At 70.8% G+C, this 240-nt stretch carries 1 protein-coding gene; it reads right to left on the bottom strand.

Annotated elements, in window-relative coordinates; translation table 11 throughout:
* Nucleotides 1-240 (bottom strand): hypothetical protein (locus ASE20_RS25075; protein ID WP_200952900.1); only part of this gene is annotated, 240 nt, incomplete at both ends.

Here is a 240-nt window from a genome sequence, read left to right as displayed (position 1 = left end):
CTTCTTGACGTCGGTGGGGTGCTCGTAGCCGTTGACCGACCGGCCGTGGTGGAGGTCGATCACGGGGGTGACGGTGACCTGAGTGTGCCGGGCGAGCAGGTCACGGACCTGGGTGAGGGTCCGGGGTCCGAGGTCCTCGACGCGCGCCACGGGTCCGAGGTCACCGGTGTCGGTGGTCGCGACGTGCACGACGACCTCCGCCGCACTGCCGCTGGTCGCGACCACTTCGGTCCCGTCGAG

The sequence above is a fragment of the Nocardioides sp. Root240 genome (assembly GCF_001428825.1).
Lineage (GTDB): Bacteria > Actinomycetota > Actinomycetes > Propionibacteriales > Nocardioidaceae > Nocardioides.
The sequence above is the reverse complement of the archived record's forward strand: the minus strand, read 5'-3'. Positions and strand labels throughout refer to the sequence as shown.